Origin of the sequence: Microbacterium sulfonylureivorans (assembly GCF_003999995.1) — a bacterium.
GTDB classification, from domain to species: domain Bacteria; phylum Actinomycetota; class Actinomycetes; order Actinomycetales; family Microbacteriaceae; genus Microbacterium; species Microbacterium sulfonylureivorans.
In genome coordinates, this window is the sequence record NZ_RJAD01000003.1 from 196,454 (window position 1) to 222,013 (window position 25,560).

Here is a 25,560-nt window from a genome sequence, read left to right on the forward strand (position 1 = left end):
CTCTGGCACTCTAGCCCAGGCTGGGAGTGCTCCCATGATCTCGGACGCTCGCTGGGGACAGTGCCGCCGCGACGTCGCGCAGAGCAGGCTCGAGGCGGGGCCGGGCGAAGACGAATCCCGCGCTGACCAGGGTCCGCGGCTGCACCCACCGACTCTTGAGAACGAGTTCGGGCTCGGTGCGCAGCACCCACATCGCCGGTTCGAGCATGAACCTCCATGCGGGGAGCCCGACCCGCGCGCCCAGCACACGTCGGAGCGTCGACATCAGCGCTGCGTTGTCGCTCGCCTCCGGTGCGGCGAGGTTCACCGGTCCGGCGATGTCGGGGCGGTCGCGCAGGAAGCGGACGGCGCCGACCACGTCGTCGATGTGGATCCAGCTGAACCTCTGCCGGCCGTGCGATCGGTGCCACGGCGGACGGCCGTCGCCGGTGGGCCGCGGACCGATGCCGCGGTACCGGCGGTGCGGGAACCACCAGCCGTCGATCTGCGGACCGCCCAGACCCAGCCGGGCCAGGCGCACGAGCGTGCGCGTCGCCGGGCCGTCGCCCAGTACGATCGCCATCCGCAGCGCGACTCGCCGCGTGCCCGGGAGGTCGCCCGCGAAGAACTCGTCCTCCCACGCCCGCGCCACGTCGACCGAGAATCCGGAGCCGAGCTCGCCGTCCGCCTCGGTCTGCGGCCGATCGAGCGCGTACCGGTAGATCGTCGCCGTGCTGGCGTTGAGCCACAGCGTCGGCGGGGACGCGGCATCCGCCACCGCCTCGCGGAGCATCCGCGTCGTCTCGACCCGTGATCGCAGGATCTCGTCGCGTTCGGCGTCGACGTACCGGCAGTTCACGGACTTGCCGGCGAGGTTCACCAGCAGATCCGCGCCGTCGACGGCGCGATGCACGCTCGCGGGATCGGCCCAACGTCCGTCCGCCCCGTCGCGCCCGACGAGGCGGATGTCGTAGCCCTCGTCGGCGAGCGCTGCCCGCAACGCCCGTCCGACGAAGCCCGAGCCGCCCGCGACGACGGCGATCGGCCGGGTCACCGGGCCCGCCGTCTCGGCCGCGCGCCGCGCGTCGCCGTGCTCCACAAGGCCCACGCGACGAGGAGCGGCTGCAGCAGGAGCCGGATGAACCGCGCGCGATCGGTGCGCATGAGAGGCGCCGACCGACCGGTGCGCCATTGATGGACGTTGCCGGGGAACACCGCGACGAAGAACGCGGCCACGATCCACCCGATCCGCTGCCGCTCCCGAGGCAGGGCGACGAGGGCGCCGCCGAGCATCAGCTCCACCGCTCCGGACGCCACCACGATCAGGTCCTTGTCGGTCCGCAGCATCCGGGTCGCCCAGTCGGGCACGACGAAGCGGTAGCCGCGGCGCCCCCACGTGAGGTGGGATGCCCCGGCCACGAGCAGCAGCGCCGCAAGGAGGAGCCGGGCTCCGACGCGCAGGACGGAATCGCGGCGCGGCGCTGGTCGACGGGTCATCCCGCACAGTCTGCCATCGAACAGCCCCGACGCCCCGCGCCCCGGTCGTCGCCCCACCCGACGCAGCGCGGACCCGTGCGTCCACGACGCGCCCGACACCGCGCGTTCTTCCCCTCGTCACCTCCGGCGCATAGCGTGGAGGGCGCTGTCCCGGACGGCGGTCGTTCACGAAGCGCCGCCGAGCCCGCGACGGCCGTCCACGAAACACCGTCGTTCGCAAGGAGAACCGATGTCCCCCCGCATCCGAACCGTCCGCACCCTGTGCGCCGTCGCCACCGCGGCCGCGCTCGTCGGCGCCGCCGCCGTCTCGCCCGCCGTCGCCGCCACGCCCGCCACGACCGCCGGCGACGTGCTGTTCCAGAAGGCGCCGCTGCGCGTCGCGACCTACAACCTGTCGCTGAACCGCAACGCCGCCGGCCAGCTGGTCACCGATCTCTCCACCGGTGCCAACGCGCAGGCGCGCACCGTCGCCGAGGTCATCCAGCGCGCGAACCCCGACGTCGTGCTCCTGAACGAGTTCGACTATGTCGAGGGCGAGGTCGCCGTCGACCTCTTCCGCCAGAACTACCTCGAGGTCGGCCAGAACGGCGCCGCCCCGGTCGAGTACCCGTATGCGTTCGTCGCACCGTCGAACACGGGGATCCCGAGCGGATTCGACCTCAACAACAACGGCACGGTCGGGGGCGGCGACGACGCCTTCGGCTTCGGCCTCTACCCGGGCCAGTACGGGATGGTGGTGCTGTCGAAGCATCCGATCGTCACGGCCGACGTGCGCACGTTCCAGAAGTTCCTGTGGAAGGACATGCCCGGCGCCCTCCTCCCCGACGACCCGGCGACCACCGCGCCCGCGGACTGGTACTCGGCCGAAGAGCTCGACGTCTTCCGCCTGTCGAGCAAGTCGCACTGGGACGTGCCCGTCAAGGTGGGCGCGCACACCGTTCACGTCCTCGCGTCGCACCCCACGCCTCCGACGTTCGACGGGGCGGAAGACCGCAACGGCCGTCGCAACCACGACGAGATCCGCTTCTGGGACGACTACGTCACCCCCGGCAAGGGCCGCTACATCTACGACGACGACGGCGCGCGCGGTGGTCTGCGGCCGCTGTCGTCGTTCGTGATCGTCGGCGACCAGAACGCCGACCCGCTGGACGGAGACTCGGTGGATGCCGCGATCGACCAGCTGCTCGACAACCGCTGGATCCGCGACCCGAAGCCCACCTCGGCCGGCGCTGTCGAGGCCGCGACGCTGCAGGGCGGCGCGAACCTCACGCACGAGGGGGACCCGAAGTACGACACGGCCGACTTCTCCGACGCCGCACCCGGGAACCTCCGGGCCGACTACGTGCTGCCGTCGTGGACGCTCCCGCCGGTCGCCTCGGGCGTGTTCTGGCCCGTGCAGGCCGACCCGCTCTCCGCGCTCACCGGGGTGTTCCCGTTCCCGAGCAGCGACCACCGCCTGGTGTGGGTAGACGTGAAGGTCCCGCGCATCCGGCACTGAGCTCCGCCATCGGGACGGTCGCCGCGGTCAGCGTGCCGCGGCGACCGTCTCGATGAAGCGCAGATGCGCGTCGACGTGGCGCAGCGCGTCAGCGAGTCAGACCACCCGTGCCGCGACCTCGGCGACGCCGCCGAGGAATCCGCTCAGCTCGGACTCGTCGGGCAGCGGCTGGAGGATCACCGCGTCGGCTCCGGCCTCGTAGTACTCCTCGACGCCGCGAGCGATCCGCCCCGCGTCGCCGGTCAGGATCCGCTCGGGCTCTCCGGCGAGGTTCCACCGCTCGAGCTGCGCCGCGGCGCGGGCCGAGGCATCCGCCCCGAACGCGACCGCGACATACACGACGATGTCGTTGCGGCCCTCGCGGCCCGCCGCCGCACGACCCTCGGCGATCAGCTCGCGCGCCGCGGCGACCTGCGCGGGTGACGTGCCGCCGGTCAGCACGGTGCCGTCGGCGACCTCCCCTGTCAGGCGCAGTGTCTTCGGCCCCTCGCCCGCGGCGTGGATCGTCGGGGCGACGGCGGGCGGCCAGTCGAGCGTCACGTCGTCGAGATGCACGTAGCGCCCGTCCGTCGTGAGCGTCTCGCCGGCGAGCAGCCCGCGAAGGGCGGGGACGTACTCGCGCATGAGCGTCAGCGGCGACGCGACCCGCGCGCCGACCTGCCCCATCCACGACAGGACGCCGTGCCCCACGCCCGGGATCAGCCGGCCGGGGAACATGCGCTCGACGGTTGCGATCTCCATCGCCGCGATGGCCACGTTGCGCAGCGGCATCGGCGAGATTCCGATCCCGATGCGCAGCCGCTCGGTCCAGGCGAGCGCGGCGCCCGCGCTCGAGAAGGCCCCCTCGCGGAAGCAGTCCTCCCACAGCCACAGCTCGCCGACTCCGGCGGCCTCGGCTGCGAGCACGGAGGCGCGCAGGGCTTCGGGCGGGAGGTCGGGAATGAAGATGGCACCGATCCGGCGGGACTGCGTCATGGGCACAGCCTGGCAGACTCCACCGACACTCCGGGCCGTCGGGGGCGGACGACGAGGGCGCCGCGGATCGCTCCGCAGCGCCCTCCGGGGGATCGCTCAGGCGGCCATCGTGAAAGAGACGCCGGCGTGCACCGTGAGCGCATCCCCCACCGCGTCCACCGTCACCGAGCCGCCGTCCACGAGCGCGCCCGACACGAACAGGTCGGCGATGCGGTCGTCGACTTCGCGCTGGATCAGGCGGCGCAGCGGGCGGGCGCCGTACTCGGGCTCGTAGCCGTGCTCGGCGAGCCACTCGGTCGCGGCATCCGTGACCGTCAGCTCGACCTCTCGCTTGGACAGCCGCGCCTCGGAGGCTCCGAGCAGGAGCCCGACGATCTGCCGCAGCTGCGGCTTCTCGAGCTTGCGGAACAGCACGATCTCGTCGATGCGGTTGAGGAACTCCGGCCGCATCGCCTCACGGAGCCGGCCCATGACGCGGTCGCGCAGGTCTCGGTCCGAGCCGAACCCGGTCGCTCCGCCGCCGTCGGCGATGAAGCCGATGGCGCCGCCGCGCGAGGCGAGGAACTCGCTGCCGATGTTCGACGTCATGACGACCACGGTGTTGCGGAAGTCGACGGTGCGCCCCTGCCCGTCCGTCAGGCGCCCCTCGTCGAGCACCTGCAGCAGCAGGTTGAACACGTCGGGGTGCGCCTTCTCGATCTCGTCGAACAGCACGATCGAGTACGGGTTGCGGCGGACGCGCTCGGTGAGCTGCCCGGCCTCGTCGTAGCCGACGTACCCGGGAGGAGCCCCGACGAGGCGCGACACGGTGTGCCGCTCGCCGAACTCGCTCATGTCGAAGCGGATCACCGCGGTGTCGTCGTCGAACAGCGATCCCGCGAGAGCCTTCGCGAGCTCCGTCTTCCCGACGCCCGTCGGACCGAGGAAGAGGAACGAACCGACCGGCCGGTGAGCGTCGCCCATGCCGGTGCGGTTGCGGCGCACGGCCTTCGCGACCACGGCGACCGCGTCATCCTGGCCGATCACGCGATCGTGCAGCTCGTCCTCGAGTGCCGACAGCCGCTCGCGCTCGGTCTCGGTCAGGCGGCTCGCCGGGATGCCGGTGGCCCGGCTGATCACGGCGGCGATCTCGGGCTCGTCCACGACCGCGTCGACCCCCGCGCCCGCCGCAGGGCGGGCCGTGGCCTCGTCGAGCCGGGCCTGCACGTCGGCGATCTGGTCGCGGATGCGCGATGCCTCCTCGTAGTGCTCGGCCGAGACCGCGGCGTTCTTGTCTGCTTCGAGTGTCGCGAGGCGTTCGATCAGACCGCTGACGTCGGCCTTCGCGCCCAGGCGGAGCCGGAGCCGTGCGCCGGCCTGATCGATGAGGTCGATGGCCTTGTCGGGCAGCACGCGCTCGGCGAGGTATCGATCGCTCAGCTCGACGGCGGCCCGGATCGCCTCGTCGGTGTAGACGATGCCGTGGTGCTCCTCGTACGCGGGCTTCAGCCCGCGCAGGATGAGCACGGCGTCCTCGACGGAGGGCTCGCCGACCCTGACCGGCTGGAAGCGTCGCTCGAGCGCGGGGTCCCTCTCGACGACGCGGTACTCCTTGAGCGTCGTGGCCCCCACCAGGTGGAGGTCGCCGCGCGCGAGCCGGGGCTTGAGGATGTTGCCGGCGTCCATGCCGCCGTCGCCGGCGCCGCCCGCGCCGACGACCGTGTGCACCTCGTCGATGAACACGATCAGCTCGCCCTTGTGCGCGGCGATCTCGTCCATCGTCTTCGTCAGCCGCTCCTCGAAGTCGCCGCGGTAGCGTGTGCCGGCGAGCATCGCCGGGAGGTCGAGGGCGATCACGCGCTTGTCGAGCAGCTGCTCGGGGACCCCGCCGTCGACGATCGCCTGCGCGAGCCCCTCCACGATCGCGGTCTTGCCGACGCCGGCCTCGCCGACGAGCACCGGGTTGTTCTTCGTGCGACGGCTCAGGATCTCGATCGTCTGCTCGATCTCGTCGGCGCGTCCGATCACCGGGTCGAGCCCGCCGGCGAGGGCGAGAGCCGTCAGGTCGGTGCCGTAGGTGTCGAGCAGAGGCGTGTCGGATGCCGCGGCATCCGCGTCCTCGTCCGTCGGCGACGATCCGCCTGCCGTGACCGTCTCGCGCAGTCCCTGGGTGAGGGCCTCGGCCGTCACGCCGGCGCGCGCAAGGACCTGACCGGCGGGGGTGTCCTGGGCAAGGACCAGGGCGAAGAAGAGGTGCTCGGGGTCGACGTAGGTCGATCCCGACGAGCGCGCCACCTGGAACGCGTGGAACAGCGCGCGCTGAACGGACGGGGTGATGACCGCTCCGTCGACGTCGGCTGCGGACGACGCCGCAGGGAGGCGTTCGTCGGTGGCGCGGAGGATGGCCCGGGGATCGGCTCCGATGTGCTCGACCGCGTCGCGTGCGGGCGCCTCCTCGACGAGGACGCGCAGCAGGTGCAGGGCATCGAGCTCGCGCTGGCCGCGCGCGAGCGCGAACCTTCCGGCGCGCTGGAGCAGCTCCTGGGTGCGCGCACCGAGGAATCGGCTGAGGTCGATCGACCGTTCCGCACGTGCGCGCTCCCCCGCCAGGTACCGGGCGAGGAACTCGTCGAACGAGCCGCCGTTCTCGTCGGCGCCGGCGGAGGGGGTGAAGTCTTCGGGCATTCCGTTTCTCCCTGGAAGTTGAGTGGAGGACTGTCAAGTCTAAGAACTTGAGTACAGCCGTATCAACTTAAACCGCACCCAGCGGAGTGTATTCCCGGGCCGCGTCCCTCTCGGGGAGCCCCCTGGCCCGGTAGCCTCGTCCCAGCCTCTGCGACAGGACCGACATGAGCGACAGCCCCACCGACAGCACGCCCGACTCCGCGACGCCGATGGTGCAGCCCGCTCCTCCCGACATCGCGGCCGCCACGGCCGGGCGCCTGGCGCGGGAGCAGTGGGGCATCGTCGCGCGCCCGCGACGGCCGAGACCGCGGCGATCTGCAGGCGCCTGCGCTCGCTCGGCGTGATCGCCCAGCCCACCGGCGACCATCAGAACATCCTGAAGATCAAGCCGCCGATGTGCTTCACGAGAGAGAGCGCGGACGCGCTCGTCGACGCGCTGGACCGGGTGCTGACGACGGGGTGGTGATCGCGGCCGCCCGGTGTCCGGGGTCGCGCGTAGCGTCGGTCGCGGGCGCGGGCGCGTCCGTCGATACACAGGAGGCAGCACCATGGATTGGAAGATCGAGCTGATCTTCGTGCCGGTGACCGACGTCGACCGGGCCAAGGACTTCTACGTGAAGATCGGCTTCCACGCCGACCACGACCAGACCCCCACCGAGGGGCTCCGCTTCGTGCAGCTGACACCGCCGGGCTCGGCGTGCTCGATCGCGTTCGGGACGGGCCTCGGGGTCGACCTCGAGCCCGGGCAGCAGAACACGATCCAAGTCGTCGTCCCCGACGCCGACGAGGCGCTCGCGCACCTGCGCGGGCTCGGCGTCGACGCGCAGGGGGTCGACGAGCAGGCGTGGGGCCGCTTCGTCACGTTCGACGACCCCGACGGCAACACCTGGACGCTGCAGGAGCTCCCCGACTACGGGGTCTGAGCGGAGCGTCGTCGCGAGCGGGCGACCGTCACGGCAGGCGAAGCACGACGGCGCCGCGCTTGCGGCCGGTGTCGACGTACCGGTGAGCGGCGACGATGTCGTCGAGCTCGAACGTCCGGTCGATCACCGGGCGCACCGCGCCCGCGGCGGCGAGTTCGACGAGTCGCTCGACGACGGGCTTGCCGAAGAGCGTCCCCTCGTGGGTGACACGGCGCCCCGAGCGGCGCGACTGACCCTTCTCGCGGAGCATGGCCGGACCGTCGGCGATGACGAGCAGGAGCGTGCCTCCAGGTTTCAGGACGCGTTCGACCCGTGTGAAGGGGGCGTTGCCGACGCACTCGACGACGACGTCCCAGGTTTCGTCTCCGGCGGCGAAGTCCTCCCGCTCGTAGTCGATCACGCGATCGGCCCCCAGCGACCGGACGAGGTCGGCGTTGCGACCGCTCGTGACCGCCGTCACCCGGGCGCCTGCGTGGGCGGCGAGCTGGATCGCCGACGAGCCGACCGCCCCCGAACCGCCGTTGACGAGGACGTCGACCCCGGGACCGAGGGCGACCTGGTGGAGGAACGAGATGGCGGTGTATCCCCCGAACGCGAGCGCCGCGGCATCCTCGAACGACATTGCGTCGGGGATGCGCACCACGGCGCCCTCCGCCCGCGCCGTGACGAACTGGGCGTGGCAGCCCATGCGGCTCCCCCGCATGACCATGACGCGGTCACCCGGTGCGAATCCGGCAGCGTCGCGACCCACCGCCACGACCTCGCCCGCCGCCTCCATGCCGAGGATCGGCTTGCGCGGCCGGAATGCGCCCAGCGCGACGACACGGAGGAACCCGAGGCCACGCGGCAGGTCCGCCGCGCGCATGCGATGGTCGGCGATGCTCACCGTCGACGCGCGCACCCGCACGAGCACCTCGTCCGCGGCGGGCTCCGGCACCGGCACGTCGCGGACGACCACCACCTCCGGCCCGCCGAACCGCTCCGCCATCGCCGCTCGCATCGTCGTCACGCGGCGACGCGTGCCGGTCCCGCTCCTGGAAGTGGCGGTCATGATGTCCCCTTACCTTGTAAGTATTACGTCGTAAGGTACGCCATCGGGCGCGGACTGTCCAGAGTCCCGCCCGTCGCCTTCCGTTGTACGGTGAAGGTCGGAGGAGGTGAGCGGATGCCGCAGCGCAGCGTCGCCGACAGGCCCGCGCTTTCGCGCGACCGCGTCGTCGCCACGGCGATGGCCCTCGCCGACGACGGCGGGCTCGAGCGGCTGACGATGCGCCGCCTCGCGGACGAGCTCGACGTCGAGGCGATGTCGCTGTACTACCACTTCCCCAATAAGGACGCGATCCTCGACGGGCTCCTCGAGCGCACGTTCACCGAGATCGTCGAAGAGGTCGGAGGGCTGTCCGCCGAGGCCCCAGGTGGGGCGTGGCAGGACACCATCCGCCGCCGGATCCTCGGCGCACGGCGCGTGCTGCTGCGTCATCCGTGGGTGCCCGCTGTGATGGAGTCCAGGTCGACGCTCGTCCCCACGATGGCGCGCTACATCGACGCCAACGTCGGCGTCATGCGGTCCGGCGGCCTGTCGCACGACCTCATCCACCACTCGCTCCACGCGCTGGGCAGCCGGCACTACGGCTTCAGCCAGGAGCTCACCTTGGACGGCGACGGATCGACCGCACCCGCTCCCCAGGATCTCGCCCGCATGGCGGACTTCGTTCCCCACCTCGCCGCGATGCTGCAGGAGGTCGTCCACGACGACCCCGAGTCGACCCTCGGGTGGTGCGACGACCAGACCGAGTTCGAGTTCGGCCTCGACATCCTCCTCGACGGCATCGCGCGGCGTCATGCCGCCGAGGCGCACTGACCGGTGTGCGTCAGTCCCGTCCGCCCGGCGGGCCGACGACCAGCAGGATCGCATAGAGGGCGACGACCGCGAGACCGATGAGGCCCGCGAGCAGCCAGGCGCGAGACAGGAACCATCGCATGACGCGGTCGTGCCACGCGGCATCCCTCGGATCCTCCGTCGCGACGAGGCGCCAGTTCCCCGCGAGCCTGCCCGATCGGTGCAGCCAGAGCTCCGTCGGAATGGTCGCGTACGGGATCACCGCGCTTCCGATCGCGACGACCGTCGGCCACACACCCCAGCGCTGGTTCTTCGCGACGAGGACCGCCGTCGCTCCGTAGGAGAGGAACACGAACCCGTGGATGCCGCCGCCGATCGTCACCGCGATCGCCAGGTCGGTCGACTCGCGGACGATCAGCCCCGCGATGAGGAGGGTCCAGGAGACGGCCTCGGCGATCGCCAGCACGCGGAACAGATTCAAGGGCGTGCGGAACACGGCTCTCCTTCGGGTGGGGGTGCTTCCAGCCTAGGTTCGCTCGCGCCGTCGCCGCGCCGGCGCGGACCGACGAGCTACCGTGGGGCGGTGGACTACTCCCCCGATGCGCTCCGCCGCCGGCCCGACGTCGAGGGGCCCGGCCTTCCGGCGTCGGATGCCGCGGACCGACTGATCCTCGACGAGTCTGCGACCGCGCGAGCCGATGCCGCGGCCGAGATCGTCGTCATCGGCGACGGCTACGGCGCCCTCACCCTGGGCGCCGCCGCCGACGGAGGACGAGGCATCCGCGTCCATCAGGACGCCCTCACGGGCGAGCAGGCCCTCGCGGCGAACGCCGATGAGTTCGCGCTCGGCGGCACCTTCGCGTCGATGCCGCTCACCGCGGACCTGGTGCGCGGCGCGAAGGTCGTGCTGCTCAGGCTCCCCCGGTCGCTCGACGCGCTCCGCGACATCGCAGGCGTGATCGCCGCCTCCGCGTCGCCGGAGGTCGTCGTCTTCGCCGGCGGACGCGTGAAGCACATGACCCCCGCGATGAACGATGTGCTGCGCGAGCACTTCGAACGGGTCGACGTCACTCACGCGCGTCAGAAGTCGCGCGTCCTCATCGCCCGCGGCCCGCACGACGGACGAGACCCCGAGCCGCGGTGCGAGCAGCACGACGGGCTGATCGTGTGCGCATACGGCGGGGTGTTCGCGGGCACGTCGATCGACATCGGCACCCGGTTCCTGCTGGCGCACCTCCCGGCCCCAGACGGTGCAGCGGGGGCGGTGATCGACCTGGCGTGCGGCACCGGCGTCGTCGCGGCGACGCTCGCGCTGCGGCATCCCGCGCTGCGGGTCTACGCGTGCGATCAGTCCGCCGCTGCGGTCGCCTCGGCGCGGGCGACCGCCGAGGCGAACGGCGTCGCCGAGCGCGTCGAGGTCTCACGCGACGACATGCTCCGCAGCCGTGCCGACGGGAGCGCGGCGTTCATCGCGCTGAACCCGCCCTTCCACGTCGGATCCGCCGTCCATGAGGGCGTCGCGCCGCGACTGTTCGCCGACGCGGCCCGCGCGCTGCGCCCCGGCGGCGAGCTGTGGACCGTCTGGAACTCGGCTCTGCAGTACCGGTCCGCTCTCGAGCGGCTGGTCGGTCCGACGCGTCAGGTCGCGCGCAACGCGAAGTTCACCGTGACGGTGTCGACCCGGCGGTGATCGCGTCACCGCCTGTCGTGCGTCGCGCCCAGGCGACGAGCACGGGCGGGAACGCCGGCCACACCGGCGAGCGGCCGGCGCGCGACCGTCCCCGCGGGATCACTCCTCCGGCGACGTCGGCGGCGCGAACGACACCCATGCGCCGTCCGTGCATTGGTAGAACATCGGGGCGGACGTGTCGATGAAGATGTCGTCTGCCGCGCAGGTCTCTTCAGCCGGCGCACCGACCCCGAGGGTCACCTGCGTTCCCGACTCGCCCGCCTCGCCTTGCGCACCCGTCTCGCCCTGCGACCCGGTCTCGCCCTGCGACCCGGTCTCGCCCTGGGACCCGGTCTCGCCCTGGGCGCCTGCGGCACCCGTCGCGCCGGTGAGGTTCTCCGCGGCCGACTCGCGGATGTTGCCGACCAGCGTCCAGTCCTCGTCGAACAGGTAGACGTCGGCGGACGCGACGTCGATGTACACGTCGCCGTCCGAGCCCTTGCCCTCCTCCGGTACGCCGGAACCGGCGCGGACCGCGGATCCTGCGGGGAGGATCTCCTCCAGCGCAGCCTCGTAGTCCTCGACCGTGGCCGTCTGCTCGGGCGTCGGCGTGGGCGACGCCGCGGCGATCGGCTCGGTCGTGTCGACCGACCGCGCCAGCCACGATCCGAGGAACGCCGCGAAGAAGGCCAGGATGACGATGGCGAGCCCGAACCACACCAGCGTCATGCGGCTCACGCCGACGGGCGGAGACGCCGCGCCGGCCGCGGGCGGCTCGGTGATCGGAGGGGTGCTTTCGCTGGACATGGGCGACTCCATTCGGCCGCTCCCCAGCGCGTCTGGGGTTCGACGCGGAGCGGCGTGAGGCTCACTGTAGGGAAGGCCCGGCAGCGCGACCTCACCCATTGCGGATGATCCGGCACATCGCGCGGCTTCCGCGCACACATGAGCATCCTCCTACGATGACGCCCATGAACTACGACCGCTGGCAGCGCGTCACCGAGTGGCCGCTCATCATCGCCTCCGCCATCTTCCTCGTCGCCTATGCGTGGCAGGTGATCGCCGACCTGTCCGGTCCCGCCAACGTCCTCGCCGAGACGCTCATGTGGCTCACCTGGGGGCTGTTCCTCCTCGACTACATCTCCAATCTGATCCTCATCGGCCGCGAGAGACGGTGGCGGTGGTTCTACACCCACTGGTTCGACCTGTGCGTGGTCGTGCTGCCCATGCTCCGCCCGCTGCGGATCCTGCGACTCGTCACGCTGCTCAGCGTTCTCCAGCGCACGGCGGGCACGGCGATCCGCGGCCGCATCTCGATCTACGTCGGCAGCGCATCGGCCCTCCTCATCTTCGTCGCGGCCCTCGCCGTCCTCGACACCGAGCGCGGGCAGCCGGGCGCGAACATCGAGACCTTCGGCGACGCCCTGTGGTGGGCCTTCGTGACGGTGACGACCGTCGGCTACGGCGACTACACACCCGTCACCGAGCTGGGGCGCTTCATCGCCGTCGGGCTGATGATCGGCGGCATCGCCCTGCTCGGTGTCGTCACGGCGACGCTGGCGTCGTGGATCGTCGAGCGCGTCGCGGAGCGCGATGCCGAGCAGGACGCCGCGACCGTCGGACACATCAAGTCGCTCGAGACGCAGCTCGCCGACATGCGCGGCCTGCTCGTCGAGGCGCTCGGCAAGGAGCGCTGAGTCGCAAGCGCGAACGAGGGGGCGGATGCCGCAGCATCCGCCCCCTCGTCGCGTATCGCAGCCGCGGGTCAGAAGTCCCAGTCGTCGTCTTCGGTGGCCTCGGCCTTGCCGATGACGTAGGACGAACCCGACCCCGAGAAGAAGTCGTGGTTCTCGTCGGCGTTCGGCGAGAGCGCCGACAGGATCGCCGGGTTCACGTCGGTGACCGTCGACGGGAACATCGCCTCGTAGCCGAGGTTCATCAGCGCCTTGTTCGCGTTGTAGTGCAGGAACTTCTTGACGTCCTCAGTGAGGCCGACGCCGTCGTAGAGATCCTGCGTGTACTGGATCTCGTTGTCGTAGAGCTCGTAGAGCAGCGAGAACGTGTAGTCCTTGATGTCGTTGCGAGTGGCCTCGTCGACCTTCTCGAGGCCCTTCTGGAACTTGTAGCCGATGTAGTACCCGTGCACGGCCTCGTCGCGGATGATGAGGCGGATGAGGTCGGCGGTGTTGGTGAGCTTGGCGCGGCTCGACCAGTGCATCGGCAGGTAGAACCCCGAGTAGAACAGGAAGCTCTCGAGCAGGGTCGAGGCGACCTTGCGCTTGAGCGGCTCGTCGCCGCGGTAGTACTCCATGACGATCTGAGCCTTCTTCTGAAGGTTCGGGTTCTCGATCGACCAGCGGAATGCCTCGTCGATCTCCTTCGTCGAGCACAGCGTCGAGAAGATCGACGAGTAGCTCTTGGCGTGCACCGACTCCATGAACGCGATGTTCGTGTAGACGGCCTCCTCGTGCGGAGTGATCGCGTCGGGGATGAGCGACACGGCGCCCACGGTGCCCTGGATCGTGTCGAGGAGCGTCAGGCCGGTGAACACCCGCATGGTGAGCGTCTGCTCGTCGGGGGTCAGCGTGTTCCACGACTGGATGTCGTTGGACAGCGGCACCTTCTCGGGCAGCCAGAAGTTGTTCACGAGGCGGTTCCACACCTCGAGGTCCTTGTCGTCCTCGATGCGGTTCCAGTTGATCGCCTGGACGTGCGAGAGGAGCTTGAGCGGTTCGGGGGTCATCGTTCTTTTCCCTAGAGGTCGTTCAGAACTAAAGCGTGCAGCTCACGCACATGTCGAGCTCGGTGCCCTCGAGGGCCATCTGCCGGAGGCGGATGTAGTAGATCGTCTTGATGCCCTTCTTCCAGGCGTAGATCTGGGCCTTGTTGATGTCGCGCGTGGTGACGGTGTCCTTGAAGAACAGCGTCAGCGACAGGCCCTGGTCGACATGCTGCGTGGCGGCAGCATACGTGTCGATGACCTTCTCGTAGCCGATCTCGTACGCGTCCTCGTAGTACTCGAGGTTCTCGTTCGACATGAACGGCGCCGGGTAGTAGACGCGGCCGAGCTTTCCTTCCTTGCGGATCTCGATCTTCGACGCGATCGGGTGGATCGAGCTCGTCGAGTTGTTGATGTACGAGATCGAGCCGGTCGGCGGGACGGCCTGGAGGTTCTGGTTGTAGATGCCGAACTCCTGGATGCTGGCCTTCAGCGCCTTCCAGTCGTCCTGGGTGGGGATCGGCATGCCGGCGAAGAGCTCCGCGACCCGCTCGGTCTGGGGCTCCCAGACCTGGTCGGTGTACTTGTCGAAGAACTCGCCCGTGGCGTACTTCGAATCCCAGAACCCCTCGAACACCTGACCGCGCTCCTTCGCGATGAGGTTCGATGCGCGCAGCGCGTGGAACACCACCGTGTAGAAGTAGATGTTCGTGAAGTCGAGGCCCTCCGCCGAGCCGTAGTGGATGTGCTCACGGGCGAGGAAGCCGTGCAGGTTCATCTGGCCCAGGCCGATCGCGTGCGAGCGGTCGTTGCCGTCCTCGATCGAGCGCACCGACGCGATGTGGCTCTGGTCGCTCACTGCGGTCAGGGCGCGGATCGCGGTCTCGACCGTGGTGCCGAGGTCGCGGCCGTCCATGGCGAGGGCGATGTTCATCGACCCCAGGTTGCAGGAGATGTCCTTGCCGATCTCGTTGTACGAGAGGTCCTCGTTGTACGTGGTCGGCGTGTTGACCTGGAGGATCTCGGAGCACAGGTTCGACATGTTGATCCGGCCCTTGATCGGGTTGGCCGCGTTCACCGTGTCTTCGAACATGATGTACGGGTAGCCCGACTCGAACTGGATCTCGGCGAGCGTCTGGAAGAACTCGCGCGCATTGATCTTCGTCTTCTTGATGCGTGCGTCGTCGACCATCTCGCGGTACTTCTCGGTGACCGAGATGTCGCCGAACGGCACTCCGTAGACCTTCTCGACGTCGTACGGCGAGAAGAGGTACATGTCTTCGCCGTTCTTGGCGAGCTCGAACGTGATGTCGGGGATCACGACGCCGAGCGAGAGCGTCTTGATGCGGATCTTCTCGTCGGCGTTCTCGCGCTTGGTGTCGAGGAAGCGCATGATGTCGGGGTGGTGCGCGTTGAGGTACACCGCACCCGCGCCCTGGCGCGCACCGAGCTGGTTGGCGTAGCTGAAGCTGTCTTCGAGGAGCTTCATGACGGGGATGATGCCGCTGGACTGGTTCTCGATCTGCTTGATCGGGGCGCCGGCCTCGCGGATGTTCGACAGCAGCAGCGCCACGCCGCCGCCGCGCTTCGACAGCTGCAGCGCGGAGTTGATGCCGCGGGCGATCGACTCCATGTTGTCTTCGATGCGCAGCAGGAAGCACGACACGAGCTCGCCACGCTGCGCCTTGCCGGTGTTGAGGAAGGTCGGGGTCGCGGGCTGGAATCGGCCCGAGATGATCTCCTCGACGAGTTCGACGGCGAGGTCCTGGTCGCCGTCGGCGAGACCCAGGGCGGTCATGACGACGCGGTCCTCGAAGCGCTCGAGGTACCGCTTGCCGTCGAAGGTCTTGAGCGTGTAGCTCGTGTAGTACTTGAACGCCCCGAGGAAGGTCTCGAAGCGGAACTTGCGCTCGTAGGCGAGGTCGTTGATCCGCTGGATGAACTCGAACGGGTACTTCGCGAGCACCTCGGGCTCGTAGTACTCCTTCTCGACGAGGTAGTCGAGGCGCTCCTTCAGCGAGTGGAAGAACACGGTGTTCTGGTTCACGTGCTGCAGGAAGTACTCCCGCGCGGCGCGCTTGTCGGCCTCGAACTGGATCTTGCCGTCCGCGTCGTAGAGGTTCAGCATCGCGTTCAGGGAGTGGTAGTCCATCCCGTCGAAGCGCACCTCTGTCTTGAAGTTCTTCTCAGTCACTGCAGCGTCTGCCATCGTTCCAATCCCTCGCTCACGCGTTCCACGTCTTCAGGCGTGCCGAATACCTCTAGCCGGTACAAGTGCGGCACATGACACTTGCGGCTGATGATGTCGCCGGCGATGCAGAAGTGCTCGCCGAAGTTGGTGTTGCCCGCGGAGATCACTCCGCGAATCAGGCGCCGATTGCGCTCGTCGTTGAGGAACCGGATCACCTGCTTGGGGACAGCCCCTGCCTCCTCGCCCCGGCCTTGGCCTCCGCCATAGGTCGGGGTGACGAGGATGAAGGGCTCGTCGACCACGAGGGCCGGATCCGCTGCATGCAGCGGGATCCGCACCGCCCTCGCCCCGACCTTCTCTATGAAGCGCGCGGTGTTGCCCGAAACGCTCGAGAAGTAGACGAGGAGAGGTGTCGCGGTCGCCCGCCCGGCAACCGCGTGTCGCTGTGCGATCGCGGTTGCCATGGCATCACGCGAGCCGCGAGGCGAGCTCGTCGATCTTGTCGGGACGGAAGCCCGACCAGTGGTCTTCGTCGGTGATGACGACGGGCGCCTGGAGGTAGCCCAGCGCCTTGACCTGCTCGAGGGCCGAAGGGTCCTCCGAAAGGTCGTGGATCTCGTACTCAATACCCTTCGAGTCCAGTGCTCGATAGGTCGCGGTGCACTGCACGCACGCGGGCTTCGTGTAGACCGTGATCGCCATGTTGATCCTGTCTTTCCCCTCAAATCCGCTCATCTTTCCGGCAGGCCCCCCACCGGGAGTCCAATACTACATATGGGTACCGACATTGGATAGCACCACAAGGGCTAGTAGTTACATCCGTGTGATTTTCCACCGTTCTCCCCATGTACAACACAGGTTCTCCACCGTTTCATCCACAGGACGACCCCTGTTTCCGAACCTGGAAAATCCCTGAATCACACGGATTTCGGATGCCGCGCCCACGGCTGTCCACAGGTCGGACGCTATGCGGGGGCTCCGACATCCGATCCGCCTGTGGAGAGCGGTTTGGGCGTGTCGCGGCGTGTCGCGAACAGCCCCCGGCGTGTCGAGCGCGCACGCACCCGATCGACGCCGTCGGAGCCCGCGATAACGTTGATGCGTGGCGGGCTACCGGGATCTTCTTCGCACCCCCGGTGTCGGGCGCATCATCGCGGCGCAGCTGACCGCGCGCTTCCCCAACGGGATGACGAGCCTCGCGATCCTGCTCCACATCGAGTTCGTCACCGGCTCGTACGGCGCCGCCGGCCTCGTGCTCGCGGCGGCCTCGATCGGGCAGGCGATCGCCGGCCCGGTCACGAGTCGCTGGATGGGCCGCTGGGGCATGCGACCCGTCATCACGACGACGCTCGTCATCTGCGCCGTGTCGATCACGGCGATCGCGCTCCTCCAGCTCCCCCTGCCGGGATACATGGCGCTCGGATTCGTCAGCGGCCTCTCGACGCCGCCGATCCAGTCCGCCGCGCGCACCATCTATCCGAAGCTCGTGACCTCGAAGCAGCTGACGCCGCTGTTCTCGCTGGACGCGTCGCTGCAGGAGATCATCTGGATCGTCGCGCCCGTCGTCATCACGCTCGTCGCGACACAGGTCGGCACGGTGCAGGCGCTGCTGCTCATCGTGGTGATCCTGATCGGCGGCGGGTCGTGGTTCATCCTCTCCCCCGAGGTCGGACGCGTCCGCATCCCGCGCAGCCGCCGCAGCATCGGCAAGGTGCTCACCAAGGCGCCGGTGCTGCTGGCCACCGTCGTCGGGTTCCTCCTCATCGGCGCGTGCTCGGCGGTCGAGGCGGGCGTCGTGGCGACCTTCGACCACGGAGGGCTCGAGGCCGGCATCGTGCTGGCCCTCTTCTCGGTCGGCAGCCTCGCCGGCGGCCTGTCGTTCGGGCACATCCCGATCGGCCCGTGGGCGATGGCGCGACGCCTGAGCATCGTGACCGTGGGCCTCGCGCTGACGATCGTGTCGCTCAACGTGTTCTGGCTCGGCGGCACGCTCGTCCTCGCCGGCATCGGCATCGCGCCCGCCCTCGCGGTGCTCTTCGCGATGACCTCGGCCAGCGTGAAGTTCAGCGACACCGCCGAGGCCTTCGGCTGGGTCGGCACCGGGCAGCTCATCGGCGCAGCGGCCGGGTCGGCCATCGCCGGCTTCCTCATCGACGACATGGGTCCGACCGGCGCCTACATCGCCGCGACGGCGTTCGCGGTGGCGGGCCTCCTCGTCGCGGTGGCGTTCGTGAAGGGCTTCCCCGACCTCCGCGGTCGAGACGCCGCCCCCATCCCCGACACCGAGCCGGTGCCGACCATCACGTGATCGAGACGCGCGCCCACGATCGGGCCACCGGCCCGGGTCAGGTGATCCGGCGGAGCACCTCGAGCAGCGCGAGGGCGTAGGCGTCGGCCGGTTCCGGGAAGTCGAACACCTGCCGCTCCCCGCCGAACACGATCTCGACCTCGTACGTGTCGGGGAGCCTCCGCAGCGCCCGGAACGCGCCGCCGAGCAGTTCGCGCAGCTGACTCTCGTGGGGCAGCCACAGCGCGTCCTCGAGGGCGACGGAGTCCAGCGCCCATTCGGTGGTGCCGTTGAAGGCGAGGATCCGCCCGGTGGGGTACTCGCGCGGCTCGATCGTCATCTCACTCACCGTGAAGACGTCGGCCTCGAACTCGGGCTCGTCGAGCTGGAACCGATCGCCCGATCGCGGGCGCCAGACGAGGCCCGCGTCGCGCAGCGCCCCCGCCAGTTCGGTCGAGATCATGCTGACCATCATCGCGCGGGATGGTGCATGCCCGGGCCATGACCTCGCACGGGCGCCGTCGTCGGCAGGGCTGCGCGGCCGGACCGGTCGGTCGTCCGGGCCATGACCTCGCACGGGCGCCGTTGCCGGCAGCGCTGCGCGGCCGGACCGGTCGCGCGTCCGGGCCATGACCTCGCACGGGCGCCGTCGCCGGCAGGGCTGCGCGGCCGGACCGGTCGGACGTCCGGCCCTTCTAGGCTGGGGGCATGCCCGCCCCGCTCACCCTCCCCCGCCTCTCATGGGGCGCTCCGGACGCGACGCGTCGCGCGCTGCTCGTCCACGGCCTCGGCTCGAACGGGGCGCTGATGTGGCGATACGGGGTCGCGCTGGCCGACGCCGGCTGGCGCGCCGACGCCGTCGATCTGCGCGGGCACGGCACCGCGCCGCGTGCCCTCGACTACACGATCGCCGCCTACGCGACCGACCTCGCCGCGACGCTGCCGACCGACGGTGGCTCATGGGACCTGGTGGTCGCGCATTCGCTCGGCGGTGCGGCGGCGTCGGTCGCGGCATCCGCTGACCCGCGCTGGGCGAACCGGCTCGTGCTGATCGACCCGGCCATCGCCCTGACCGATCGCGACCGCGAGATCGTGCGCGCGAGCCAGGAGGAGTCGTTCGCCGATCCCTCGACGCACGCCGTACGCGAGGCCCACCCCCACTGGCACGAGCAGGACGTCGAGCTCAAGTCGCTGTCGGCGCAGCAGGCCGGCCGCTGGGCCGTGGAGCAGACGAGCGCCCAGAACCAGGTGTGGGACGTGACGGATGCCGCGGCCGTCCTGGCCGTGCCCACGCACGTGATCGCATCCGACCCGGAGGTCTACAGCATCTTCGCCGGGAAGCCCGCCGAGTCGGTCGTGGCGGCGAACCCGCGCATCTCGATGTCGGTCGTCGCCGGCGCCGGGCACTCGCCGCACCGCGACGAGCCCGAGGCCACGGTGGCGCACCTGCTCGCGGCGCTCCGGCGCTGACCGCCCGCCGCTCCGCCGACTGCGGGCGCGGCGTCACTGGACGACGATCTCGTTCCCCTGGCCGACGTCCACGACGACGCCCACCCAGCTCGGGATGGCGGTCGACAGCGACTGCTGCAGCCCGTCGACCGGCGGTGCCTCGCCGTCGTCGGTCGTGACGTCGATCGTCGCGGTCGTCCCGCTCCAGGTCACGTCGTACACGCGGGCGCCGGCCTCGTCGTCCAGCCACTTCGCCGTGAGCGTCTGGATGGTCACGGACCAGCGCGCCAGGGCCACGGCGGCGATGGAATTGGCCGCGAGGGGCAGCGCGACGACGATCGCGAGCACCGTCACCACCGTGTAGGCGCGGCGGCGATTGGCGGTCCGCGACGACCCGGGCTCGCGCGCGTAGCCGCCCATCGTGAACACGATGGTGCCCGCGATCACCAGGGCGAGCACGTTGGACAGGAAGAGCACGAGCGCGCCCAGGGCGTCGCCCCACAGTCCCTGACCGGCGCACACGCCCACGACGCCGAGCGGGGGCACGAGCGAGATCGAGATCGCCACGCCCGGGAGCACGGCGCTGAGGTCCTTGCGGCACATCGCGAACCCGCCGGCGAACCCCGTCGCCAGCGCGGCGACGAGGTCCATGAGGCTCGGCGACGTGCGCCCGGTCACCTGCGAGTTCGTCGCGAGACTCTGTGGGGTGGCGACGAAGAGGGAGAACAGCAGCCCGAGCACGACGACGACCGCGAGCCCCACGAGCACCCACAGGATCGAGCGCACGACGAGGCTGAGGTGGCCGGTGACGATCCCGAGGCCGATGCCGAGGATCGGGGTGCCGAGCGGTGCGATGATCATCGCGCCGATCACCGTGGCCGTGGAGTCCGTCAGCACGCCCGCGATCGCGATGAGGCCGGCCAGCGTGAGCATGATCATGAACCCGGTGCGCTTGCTGACCTTGTCGCCGTACCCGAGGTCGAGCGCGTCGGTGAGCTCCTCCGCCGACTGGCGCTGAACGGGTGGAATGAGGGTCTGGGTGAGACGCGACATGTCGGCTCCTCGATCGCTGTTGCGAACATCGTGGCATGCACCGCCCTGCATCCGACGGAACCCGGCGAGAATGGGCGGGTGAGCGATTTCGATCCGACCGCGTACCTGCCCGACGACCTGATCGAGCGCATCCGCGAGCGGGCGCCGATCCACGATCGCGAGAACACGTTCCCGGTCGCCGACCTGGCCGACCTGCGGGATGCGGGATACCTCTCCGTCCTCGTGCCGATCGAGCTGGGCGGTGCCGGACTCGGGCTGGCGGAGGCATCCGCTCTCCAGCAGCGCCTCGCCGGCGCCGCTCCCGCCACCGCCCTCGCGGTGAACATGCACCTGGTGTGGACCGGCGTCGCCCGAGTGCTCGCCGACCGCGGGATCGACGACCTGCGGTTCGTCCAGGAGGGCGCTGCCGCGGGCGAGGTCTTCGCGTTCGGGATCAGCGAGGCGGGCAACGACCTCGTGCTCTTCGGGAGCGGGACGGATGCCTCGCCCGCCGCCGACGGCGGCTACGCCTTCACCGGCACCAAGATCTTCACCTCGCTCGCGCCGGTGTGGACCCAGCTCGGCCTGCACGGCCTCGACACGAGCTCGCCGGACGGTCCGAAGATGGTCTACGCGTTCGTTCCCAGGTCGGAGGAGGACGCGGGTCGCGTCGTGACCCGCGACGACTGGGACACCCTCGGGATGCGGGGCACGCAGTCGCGCACGACCGAGTTGCGCGGAGCGGTCGCTCCGGCCGCCCGCGTGGCGCGCCGGATCGATCCCGGTCCGAACCCCGACCCGCTCGTGTTCGCGATCTTCAGCGTGTTCGAGATCCTCCTGGCGTCGGTGTACACGGGCATCGCGCGTCGCGCTCTCGATCTCGCCGTCGACGCCGCCGGCCGGCGCAGGTCGAAGCGAACCGGGAAGCCCTACAGCCAGGACCCCGACATCCGGTGGCGCATCGCCGGCATGGCCCTCGCGTACGACGCGCTGCCCCCGCAGCTGAAGGCGCTCGCCCGCGACGTCGACACGGTCGCCGATCACGGCCCCCGATGGTTCTCCCTGCTCGCCGGCCTCAAGCACCGCGCGGTCACCTCCGCCAAGGACATCGTCGACGAGGCCGTGCTCGTGGCCGGCGGAGCGTCGTACTTCGCGTCGAACGAGCTCGCGCGGCTGTACCGCGACGTGCTCGCCGGCGTGTTCCACCCGAGCGACCCCGAGTCGGCGCACTCGACCGTCGCGACCGCGTGGCTCGGACCGATCGAGGACTAGCGGATGCCGCGTCCGGCGCTGCCGGACGGAGCACGCCCGACCCGTCGACGGTGACCGCCGGCGCGGGACGCGCACCGTCACGACGGGCTGTCGCGGCTCCCCGGGGTGCGCGCGTGCGAGGATGACCGCATGGCGAGCACCCCGACCGAACTGCTGAGCCCGGCAGACCAGGAGCGCCGCCGCGGCCTGCGGCTGATGAAGGGCGTCGCGCTCGGCGCGCTCGTCTTCATGGCCGTCCTGTTCGCCGTCGCGTTCGCCTTCCAGGAGCAGATCCCGGCTCTCGCCTACGTCCGCGCGTTCGCCGAGGGGGGCATGGTGGGCGCGCTCGCCGACTGGTTCGCCGTCACCGCGCTGTTCCGGCATCCGCTCGGGATCCCGATCCCCCACACCGCGATCATCCCGAACCGCAAAGACGAGATCGGCCGGAATCTCGGCGAGTTCGTCGAGACGGAGTTCCTGCGCGGCGACGTCGTGCGCGCGAAGCTCGAGGCGACCGCGATCGCGGCACGGCTCGGCGAGTGGCTGAGCGAGCCCGACCACGCGGAGCGGGTCGCGGCCGAAGCATCCGTCATGGCTTCCGGCATCCTGCAGGCGCTCAGCGACGACGACGTGCAGAGCGTCATCGAAGACCTGGCGCGCGAGCATCTCATCGCGCCGGAATGGGGCCCGCCACTCGGCGCGTGGCTCGGACGGATCGTCGAGTCGGGCGCCCACCACGGCGCCGTCGACATGGGCTTCGACAGCATCGCGGCGTGGCTCGCCGCCAACCAGATGGCGTTCACGGGGCTGGTGTCGCGGCGGCTGCCGAGCTGGGTGCCCTCGATCGCGCACCGGTTCGTCGACGACACCGTCTACAACGAGGCGATCAAGTTCGTCGCCGCCGTGCAGGCCGATCCGGAGCATCCCGCCCGCCACGCGATCGACGGCTACCTCGACCGGCTCGCCGACAACCTGCAGCACGACCCGGCCACGATCGGCCGGCTGGAGGACGCCAAGTCGACCGTGTTCGACAGCCCCCGGGTGCGGGAGCTCGCCGCGGAGGCGTGGAACACGGCCAAGACCGGACTGCTCGCGTCCCTCGCCGACCCCGAGAGCGGACTGCGCCGGCGCGCCGCCACGGCACTCGCCGAGATCGGCGAGCGCTTGACGACGGATGCCGCCCTCCAGCACCGCGTGGACTCCTGGGTGACCGACGCCGCCGTCTTCCTCGTCGACCGCTACCGGCACGACATCGCGTCGATCATCACCGACACGGTCGAGCGCTGGGACCCCGACGAGACCACCGAGAAGATCGAGCTCATGGTCGGACGCGACCTGCAGTACATCCGGCTCAACGGCACGATCGTCGGCGCCCTCGCCGGGCTCGCGATCTTCTCGATCGCGCAGGCGCTGCTCGGCTGACGCACGGCCCTGATACTGAACTGCCCCGCTGCCGCGCGGCCCTGGTGCTGAACTGCTCGGCTGACGCACTGCCCTGATACTGAACTGCCCCGCTGACGCACGGCCCTGATACTGAACTGCCCCGCTGACGCACGGCCCCCGCGTCCGGTGCGCGACCGGGCACACGACCGACTCGGACGGCGATCCCGGCGCGCGAACGGTGAACGCGCGTGACTCGGCCCGCGATGAACCGGCGCTCGCGCGCTACCCTGATGCCGTGGCCGCCGACTCGCCCGACCAGCTCCTCTTCAGCTACGGGACGCTCCAGCACCCCGAGGTGCAGCTCGACACGTTCGGGCGCCTCCTGGAGGCCGAGGACGACGTGCTTCCCGGCTACACCGTCGACTACGCCGAGATCGCGGATCCGCGGGTCGCCGACCTCTCCGGTCTGTCGGTGCATCCGATCGTCCGCGCGACCGGCAGTGCGCGCGACAAAGTGGTCGGCAAAGCCCTGTGGGTCACCGAGGACGAGCTCGACGCCTCCGACGAGTACGAGGTCGCGCTCTACCGCCGCGTCTCGGTCGTGCTCGCAAGCGGACGGAATGCATGGGTGTACGTCTCGGCCTGAGGCCGCCACGGGAGTAGCGTCGAACCCGTGACGCTCTCGCACGATCCGCTCTGGCCGCGCGCCGGAGGATGGCCCGCCCCCCGCGACGCCGAGGGGTGGGATGCCGTGATCCTCGGCGTGCCCGCCTGGCGGACCTCGCTCTCGCCCACCGGCGCCCATGCCACGCCCGCAGCCGTGCGCGAAGCGCTCCAGCGCTACAGCCCGACGCTGCTCGGCCCGCCGCCGACAGACCTGTCCGAGGCGCTGCGGATCGCCGACGCCGGCGACATCGCCTCCCCCGACGGACCCGAGGGCGAGGCATCCGTCCGCGCAGCGGTGCGCGAGCTGAGCGCGGATGCCCGGCTCGTGATCGCGCTCGGCGGCGACAACTCGGCGACGTACGCGGTCGCGCAGGGCGCTCAGGCGACCGGGCTCATCACGATCGACGCGCACTTCGACCTTCGCGACGGGGTCTCCAACGGATCTCCGGTGCGACGCCTCATCGAGGACGGCCTCGACCCGCGCCGGATCGTGCAGCTCGGGATCGCCGACTTCGCGAACTCGGTCGCGTATGCGCAGCGCGCGGCCGACCTGGGGATCACGGTGGTGTCCCTCGACGAGGTCCGCCGCCGGGGCGCCGCCGACGTCATCGCCGAGGCACTCGACATCGCCGGTGGCGGTGGCGGCGGCATCCACCTCGACGTCGACGTCGACGTCTGCGACCGTTCGGTCGCCCCGGGGTGCCCCGCGTCGGTGCCCGGCGGTCTCGCGGCGTGGGAGCTGCGAGCGCTCGTTCGGGCCGCGGCATCCGATCCGCGCCTGCGAAGCGCCGACATCGTCGAGGTCGACGCGACCGCCGACGCCCCCGACGGCCGCACGGTGCGGCTCGCAGCGCTGTGCGTGCTGGAGCTCCTCGCCGGGAAGGCGGTCGCGGCATGACCGGCGCCGTCGTGACGTGCGTTCTCGACGTCGCCGCCGGGATGGGGATCGGGCGATGATCCGGCTCGCGCTCGTCCGCCACGCCAAGTCCGACTGGGGCGACGCGTCACTCGACGACCATGACCGACCACTGAACGACCGCGGGCGCGGCGACGGCCCGCGCATGGCGGCGCGGTTCTCCGAACTCGGCTGGCGTCCCGCCGTGATCCTCGCCAGCACCGCGGCGCGCGCGAGGACCACGGCCGGCTTCTTCAGCAAGGAGACCGGCGTCGCGATCGAGCTCCAGGAGACCCTCTATGGTGCGGGTGCGTCGAGGATCCTCGAGGCCGCCGTGGAGTCGCGCGCGTCGTGGGTCATGGTCGTGGCGCACGATCCCGGGATGAGCGTGCTCGCCGAGCGGCTGTCGGGGGGTGGCATCGCGCATATGCCGACCTGCGCCGTCGCGACCTTCGCGTGGGACGCCGACGACTGGAACGTCGCGACCGCGCTCGACCCCGCCGACTGGACCTTCGACACGCCGCGCTGACCTCCGCCCGGGGCCGGCGACGGTATCAGCCGCCCGCGTGATGCCGCGCCGACCTCCGCCCGGGGCCGGCCACGGTATCAGCCGCCCGCGTGTGGGCCTCCTCCCCAGCACAC

The 25,560-nt window shown here is 70.5% G+C and carries 26 protein-coding genes; 13 read left to right on the forward strand and 13 right to left on the reverse strand.

Annotated elements, in window-relative coordinates; all coding sequences use genetic code 11:
• Window positions 1-10 precede the first annotated feature (10 nt).
• Together EER34_RS14420 and EER34_RS14425 are read right to left on the reverse strand one after the other, a co-directional pair.
• Complete coding sequence (locus EER34_RS14420) at window positions 11-1,033, reverse strand: epimerase (RefSeq protein WP_240642396.1); 1,023 nt, start codon at window positions 1,031-1,033, stop codon at window positions 11-13.
• Window positions 1,030-1,476 (reverse strand): DoxX family protein, encoded by a 447-nt coding sequence (locus EER34_RS14425; RefSeq protein ID WP_240642397.1) that lies wholly within the window; start codon window positions 1,474-1,476, stop codon window positions 1,030-1,032. The genes EER34_RS14420 and EER34_RS14425 overlap by 4 nt, the downstream gene beginning before the upstream one ends.
• A 229-nt stretch (window positions 1,477-1,705) precedes the next feature.
• Here EER34_RS14425 and EER34_RS14430 point away from each other — a divergent pair, with 229 nt between their 5' ends.
• Window positions 1,706-2,974: an endonuclease/exonuclease/phosphatase family protein gene (locus EER34_RS14430; RefSeq protein WP_127475956.1), complete on the forward strand. Its 1,269-nt coding sequence runs from the start codon at window positions 1,706-1,708 to the stop codon at window positions 2,972-2,974.
• Between the two features lie 96 nt (window positions 2,975-3,070).
• On the opposite strand, the gene EER34_RS14435 is transcribed toward EER34_RS14430, so the two are convergent.
• Together EER34_RS14435 and EER34_RS14440 are read right to left on the reverse strand one after the other, a co-directional pair.
• Window positions 3,071-3,949, reverse strand: a complete 879-nt coding sequence (locus EER34_RS14435; RefSeq protein ID WP_127475958.1) for an LLM class flavin-dependent oxidoreductase — start codon at window positions 3,947-3,949, stop codon at window positions 3,071-3,073.
• Between the two features lie 96 nt (window positions 3,950-4,045).
• Window positions 4,046-6,613, reverse strand: coding sequence for an ATP-dependent Clp protease ATP-binding subunit (locus EER34_RS14440; RefSeq protein WP_127475960.1), 2,568 nt, complete (start codon window positions 6,611-6,613; stop codon window positions 4,046-4,048).
• Window positions 6,614-6,884: 271 nt separating this feature from the next.
• On the opposite strand from EER34_RS14440, the gene EER34_RS17560 reads away from it, so the two are divergent.
• On the forward strand, window positions 6,885-7,079 hold the full coding sequence (locus EER34_RS17560) for a hypothetical protein (protein WP_164743566.1): 195 nt from the start codon (window positions 6,885-6,887) through the stop codon (window positions 7,077-7,079).
• Window positions 7,080-7,161: 82 nt separating this feature from the next.
• Window positions 7,162-7,536, forward strand: coding sequence for a VOC family protein (locus EER34_RS14450; RefSeq protein ID WP_127475964.1), 375 nt, complete (start codon window positions 7,162-7,164; stop codon window positions 7,534-7,536).
• A 28-nt stretch (window positions 7,537-7,564) separates the two neighbouring features.
• Here EER34_RS14450 and EER34_RS14455 read toward each other — a convergent pair whose 3' ends face one another.
• A complete protein-coding gene (locus EER34_RS14455; protein ID WP_205791656.1) occupies window positions 7,565-8,587 on the reverse strand; it encodes an NAD(P)-dependent alcohol dehydrogenase in 1,023 nt (340 codons plus the stop codon).
• Window positions 8,588-8,701: 114 nt separating this feature from the next.
• Here EER34_RS14455 and EER34_RS14460 point away from each other — a divergent pair, with 114 nt between their 5' ends.
• Window positions 8,702-9,397 (forward strand): TetR/AcrR family transcriptional regulator, encoded by a 696-nt coding sequence (locus EER34_RS14460; RefSeq protein ID WP_127475966.1) that lies wholly within the window; start codon window positions 8,702-8,704, stop codon window positions 9,395-9,397.
• Between the two features lie 10 nt (window positions 9,398-9,407).
• Here the strand turns inward: EER34_RS14460 and EER34_RS14465 are convergent, their stop codons facing one another.
• Complete coding sequence (locus EER34_RS14465) at window positions 9,408-9,872, reverse strand: DUF3817 domain-containing protein (protein ID WP_127475968.1); 465 nt, start codon at window positions 9,870-9,872, stop codon at window positions 9,408-9,410.
• Window positions 9,873-9,959: 87 nt separating this feature from the next.
• Between EER34_RS14465 and EER34_RS14470 the strand changes: the two genes are divergently transcribed.
• Window positions 9,960-11,066, forward strand: coding sequence for a class I SAM-dependent methyltransferase (locus tag EER34_RS14470; protein WP_127475970.1), 1,107 nt, complete (start codon window positions 9,960-9,962; stop codon window positions 11,064-11,066).
• A gap of 99 nt (window positions 11,067-11,165) precedes the next feature.
• Here the strand turns inward: EER34_RS14470 and EER34_RS14475 are convergent, their stop codons facing one another.
• Window positions 11,166-11,852, reverse strand: a complete 687-nt coding sequence (locus EER34_RS14475; RefSeq protein WP_127475972.1) for a collagen-like protein — start codon at window positions 11,850-11,852, stop codon at window positions 11,166-11,168.
• Between the two features lie 155 nt (window positions 11,853-12,007).
• Here EER34_RS14475 and EER34_RS14480 point away from each other — a divergent pair, with 155 nt between their 5' ends.
• Entirely contained in the window at window positions 12,008-12,742 is a 735-nt protein-coding gene (locus tag EER34_RS14480; protein WP_240642398.1) for a potassium channel family protein, read from the forward strand.
• A gap of 68 nt (window positions 12,743-12,810) precedes the next feature.
• Here EER34_RS14480 and nrdF read toward each other — a convergent pair whose 3' ends face one another.
• From nrdF to nrdH, 4 genes are read right to left on the reverse strand one after another with little or no spacing between them, the layout of a single operon-like run.
• Window positions 12,811-13,788: a class 1b ribonucleoside-diphosphate reductase subunit beta gene (nrdF, locus tag EER34_RS14485; RefSeq protein WP_127475974.1), complete on the reverse strand. Its 978-nt coding sequence runs from the start codon at window positions 13,786-13,788 to the stop codon at window positions 12,811-12,813.
• Between the two features lie 28 nt (window positions 13,789-13,816).
• The gene (nrdE, locus tag EER34_RS14490; protein WP_127475976.1) at window positions 13,817-15,973 is read right to left on the reverse strand and encodes a class 1b ribonucleoside-diphosphate reductase subunit alpha; all 2,157 of its coding nucleotides are present in this window, start codon (window positions 15,971-15,973) and stop codon (window positions 13,817-13,819) included.
• Window positions 15,955-16,419, reverse strand: a complete 465-nt coding sequence (gene nrdI / locus EER34_RS14495) for a class Ib ribonucleoside-diphosphate reductase assembly flavoprotein NrdI (RefSeq protein ID WP_127475978.1) — start codon at window positions 16,417-16,419, stop codon at window positions 15,955-15,957. Before nrdI ends, nrdE begins: the two co-directional genes overlap by 19 nt.
• A 4-nt stretch (window positions 16,420-16,423) precedes the next feature.
• On the reverse strand, window positions 16,424-16,657 hold the full coding sequence (nrdH, locus tag EER34_RS14500) for a glutaredoxin-like protein NrdH (protein WP_019181042.1): 234 nt from the start codon (window positions 16,655-16,657) through the stop codon (window positions 16,424-16,426).
• Between the two features lie 400 nt (window positions 16,658-17,057).
• On the opposite strand from nrdH, the gene EER34_RS14505 reads away from it, so the two are divergent.
• The gene (locus EER34_RS14505; protein ID WP_127475980.1) at window positions 17,058-18,263 is read left to right on the forward strand and encodes an MFS transporter; all 1,206 of its coding nucleotides are present in this window, start codon (window positions 17,058-17,060) and stop codon (window positions 18,261-18,263) included.
• 37 nt (window positions 18,264-18,300) lie between these two features.
• Here the strand turns inward: EER34_RS14505 and EER34_RS14510 are convergent, their stop codons facing one another.
• Complete coding sequence (locus tag EER34_RS14510; protein ID WP_127475982.1) at window positions 18,301-18,705, reverse strand: pilus assembly protein CpaE; 405 nt, start codon at window positions 18,703-18,705, stop codon at window positions 18,301-18,303.
• 245 nt (window positions 18,706-18,950) lie between these two features.
• Here EER34_RS14510 and EER34_RS14515 point away from each other — a divergent pair, with 245 nt between their 5' ends.
• The gene (locus tag EER34_RS14515) at window positions 18,951-19,712 is read left to right on the forward strand and encodes an alpha/beta fold hydrolase (protein ID WP_127475984.1); all 762 of its coding nucleotides are present in this window, start codon (window positions 18,951-18,953) and stop codon (window positions 19,710-19,712) included.
• A 33-nt stretch (window positions 19,713-19,745) separates the two neighbouring features.
• On the opposite strand, the gene EER34_RS14520 is transcribed toward EER34_RS14515, so the two are convergent.
• Window positions 19,746-20,744 (reverse strand): TIGR00341 family protein, encoded by a 999-nt coding sequence (locus EER34_RS14520; protein ID WP_127475986.1) that lies wholly within the window; start codon window positions 20,742-20,744, stop codon window positions 19,746-19,748.
• A gap of 78 nt (window positions 20,745-20,822) precedes the next feature.
• Here EER34_RS14520 and EER34_RS14525 point away from each other — a divergent pair, with 78 nt between their 5' ends.
• The 5 genes from EER34_RS14525 (at window position 20,823) to EER34_RS14545 (ending at window position 25,447) form a co-directional block, all read left to right on the forward strand.
• Entirely contained in the window at window positions 20,823-21,995 is a 1,173-nt protein-coding gene (locus tag EER34_RS14525; RefSeq protein WP_127475988.1) for an acyl-CoA dehydrogenase family protein, read from the forward strand.
• Between the two features lie 129 nt (window positions 21,996-22,124).
• A complete protein-coding gene (locus tag EER34_RS14530; protein ID WP_127475990.1) occupies window positions 22,125-23,396 on the forward strand; it encodes a DUF445 domain-containing protein in 1,272 nt (423 codons plus the stop codon).
• 256 nt (window positions 23,397-23,652) lie between these two features.
• Window positions 23,653-24,003 carry a gamma-glutamylcyclotransferase family protein gene (locus EER34_RS14535; protein WP_127475992.1) on the forward strand — a complete coding sequence of 117 codons (351 nt, stop codon included), beginning with the start codon at window positions 23,653-23,655 and terminating at the stop codon, window positions 24,001-24,003.
• A 27-nt stretch (window positions 24,004-24,030) separates the two neighbouring features.
• Window positions 24,031-24,921, forward strand: a complete 891-nt coding sequence (locus tag EER34_RS14540; protein WP_127475994.1) for an agmatinase family protein — start codon at window positions 24,031-24,033, stop codon at window positions 24,919-24,921.
• Window positions 24,922-24,976: 55 nt separating this feature from the next.
• Window positions 24,977-25,447 (forward strand): SixA phosphatase family protein, encoded by a 471-nt coding sequence (locus tag EER34_RS14545; protein WP_127475996.1) that lies wholly within the window; start codon window positions 24,977-24,979, stop codon window positions 25,445-25,447.
• Window positions 25,448-25,560: the final 113 nt, after the last annotated feature.

Bases quoted from the DNA above. Each gene is read 5' to 3' on its own strand.
- EER34_RS14530 (WP_127475990.1), top strand. From the start codon at position 22,125: ATGGCGAGCACCCCGACCGAACTGCTGAGCCCGGCAGACCAGGAGCGC.
- EER34_RS14510 (WP_127475982.1), bottom strand. From the start codon at position 18,705: ATGATCTCGACCGAACTGGCGGGGGCGCTGCGCGACGCGGGCCTCGTC.
- EER34_RS14520 (WP_127475986.1), bottom strand. From the start codon at position 20,744: ATGTCGCGTCTCACCCAGACCCTCATTCCACCCGTTCAGCGCCAGTCG.
- EER34_RS14545 (WP_127475996.1), top strand. From the start codon at position 24,977: ATGATCCGGCTCGCGCTCGTCCGCCACGCCAAGTCCGACTGGGGCGAC.
- EER34_RS14450 (WP_127475964.1), top strand. From the start codon at position 7,162: ATGGATTGGAAGATCGAGCTGATCTTCGTGCCGGTGACCGACGTCGAC.
- nrdF (WP_127475974.1), bottom strand. From the start codon at position 13,788: ATGACCCCCGAACCGCTCAAGCTCCTCTCGCACGTCCAGGCGATCAAC.
- EER34_RS14430 (WP_127475956.1), top strand. From the start codon at position 1,706: ATGTCCCCCCGCATCCGAACCGTCCGCACCCTGTGCGCCGTCGCCACC.
- nrdE (WP_127475976.1), bottom strand. From the start codon at position 15,973: ATGGCAGACGCTGCAGTGACTGAGAAGAACTTCAAGACAGAGGTGCGC.
- nrdI (WP_127475978.1), bottom strand. From the start codon at position 16,419: ATGGCAACCGCGATCGCACAGCGACACGCGGTTGCCGGGCGGGCGACC.
- EER34_RS14460 (WP_127475966.1), top strand. From the start codon at position 8,702: ATGCCGCAGCGCAGCGTCGCCGACAGGCCCGCGCTTTCGCGCGACCGC.
- EER34_RS14480 (WP_240642398.1), top strand. From the start codon at position 12,008: ATGACGCCCATGAACTACGACCGCTGGCAGCGCGTCACCGAGTGGCCG.
- EER34_RS14475 (WP_127475972.1), bottom strand. From the start codon at position 11,852: ATGTCCAGCGAAAGCACCCCTCCGATCACCGAGCCGCCCGCGGCCGGC.
- EER34_RS14515 (WP_127475984.1), top strand. From the start codon at position 18,951: ATGCCCGCCCCGCTCACCCTCCCCCGCCTCTCATGGGGCGCTCCGGAC.
- EER34_RS14425 (WP_240642397.1), bottom strand. From the start codon at position 1,476: ATGACCCGTCGACCAGCGCCGCGCCGCGATTCCGTCCTGCGCGTCGGA.
- EER34_RS14455 (WP_205791656.1), bottom strand. From the start codon at position 8,587: ATGACCGCCACTTCCAGGAGCGGGACCGGCACGCGTCGCCGCGTGACG.
- nrdH (WP_019181042.1), bottom strand. From the start codon at position 16,657: ATGGCGATCACGGTCTACACGAAGCCCGCGTGCGTGCAGTGCACCGCG.
- EER34_RS14435 (WP_127475958.1), bottom strand. From the start codon at position 3,949: ATGACGCAGTCCCGCCGGATCGGTGCCATCTTCATTCCCGACCTCCCG.
- EER34_RS14440 (WP_127475960.1), bottom strand. From the start codon at position 6,613: ATGCCCGAAGACTTCACCCCCTCCGCCGGCGCCGACGAGAACGGCGGC.